Here is a 547-nt window from a genome sequence, read left to right on the forward strand (position 1 = left end):
TATTGCACTGAAAACGAGGAGACCCCTGCTAGCGGTATCGCTTGCCACCCTTCGCGCCCGCGAGGCGGCCGCATTGGAGAGGCTGCACGCTGAATCAGCCTTGGCACAGTTGAAGATGGCAGACTGGAACGCGAGCCGGTAACGGTGACCAGGAACAAGAAGGGCGGCCAGTAGCCGCCCTTTTCACGTCTGGATCTTGCATCGTCATTCCTGGCGATGAGATCCACCGGCGCGGCCGTCATCGTCGGAACTGGCGATGTTGGCCAGCCCCTCGCCTTCCAGGGTTTCACAGGCCGGCCACTCGCGGCCAACGGCGGGCGCATCGACCCATTCCCGTTCTTCGGGCGGCAGCGGCTGCGAATAGTCGGATTCGGCCAGCAGCTCATCGAGCGTGTAGCGCGGGCGGCTCATCGGCGGGCCTCATCGAGCCAGGCCAGCGTTTCAGCTTCGCGGGCGGCCACGCGGGCCACCAGCTCGCGCACCAGGCCGGCCAGGCTCATGCCGTGCGCTGCCGCGACGGCGGCAGCTTCGGCTTTCACGTCCGCAG

1 protein-coding gene is annotated in these 547 nt (G+C 66.5%); it reads right to left on the minus strand.

Translation table 11 applies throughout. The features are described 5' to 3' along the window. Positions 1–204: 204 nt before the first annotated feature. Positions 205–411, minus strand: coding sequence for a hypothetical protein (locus A612_RS00595; protein WP_019372681.1), 207 nt, complete (start codon positions 409–411; stop codon positions 205–207). Positions 412–547: the final 136 nt, after the last annotated feature.

The sequence above is a fragment of the Melaminivora alkalimesophila genome (assembly GCF_000282995.1).
GTDB classification, from domain to species: Bacteria; Pseudomonadota; Gammaproteobacteria; order Burkholderiales; family Burkholderiaceae_C; genus Melaminivora; species Melaminivora alkalimesophila.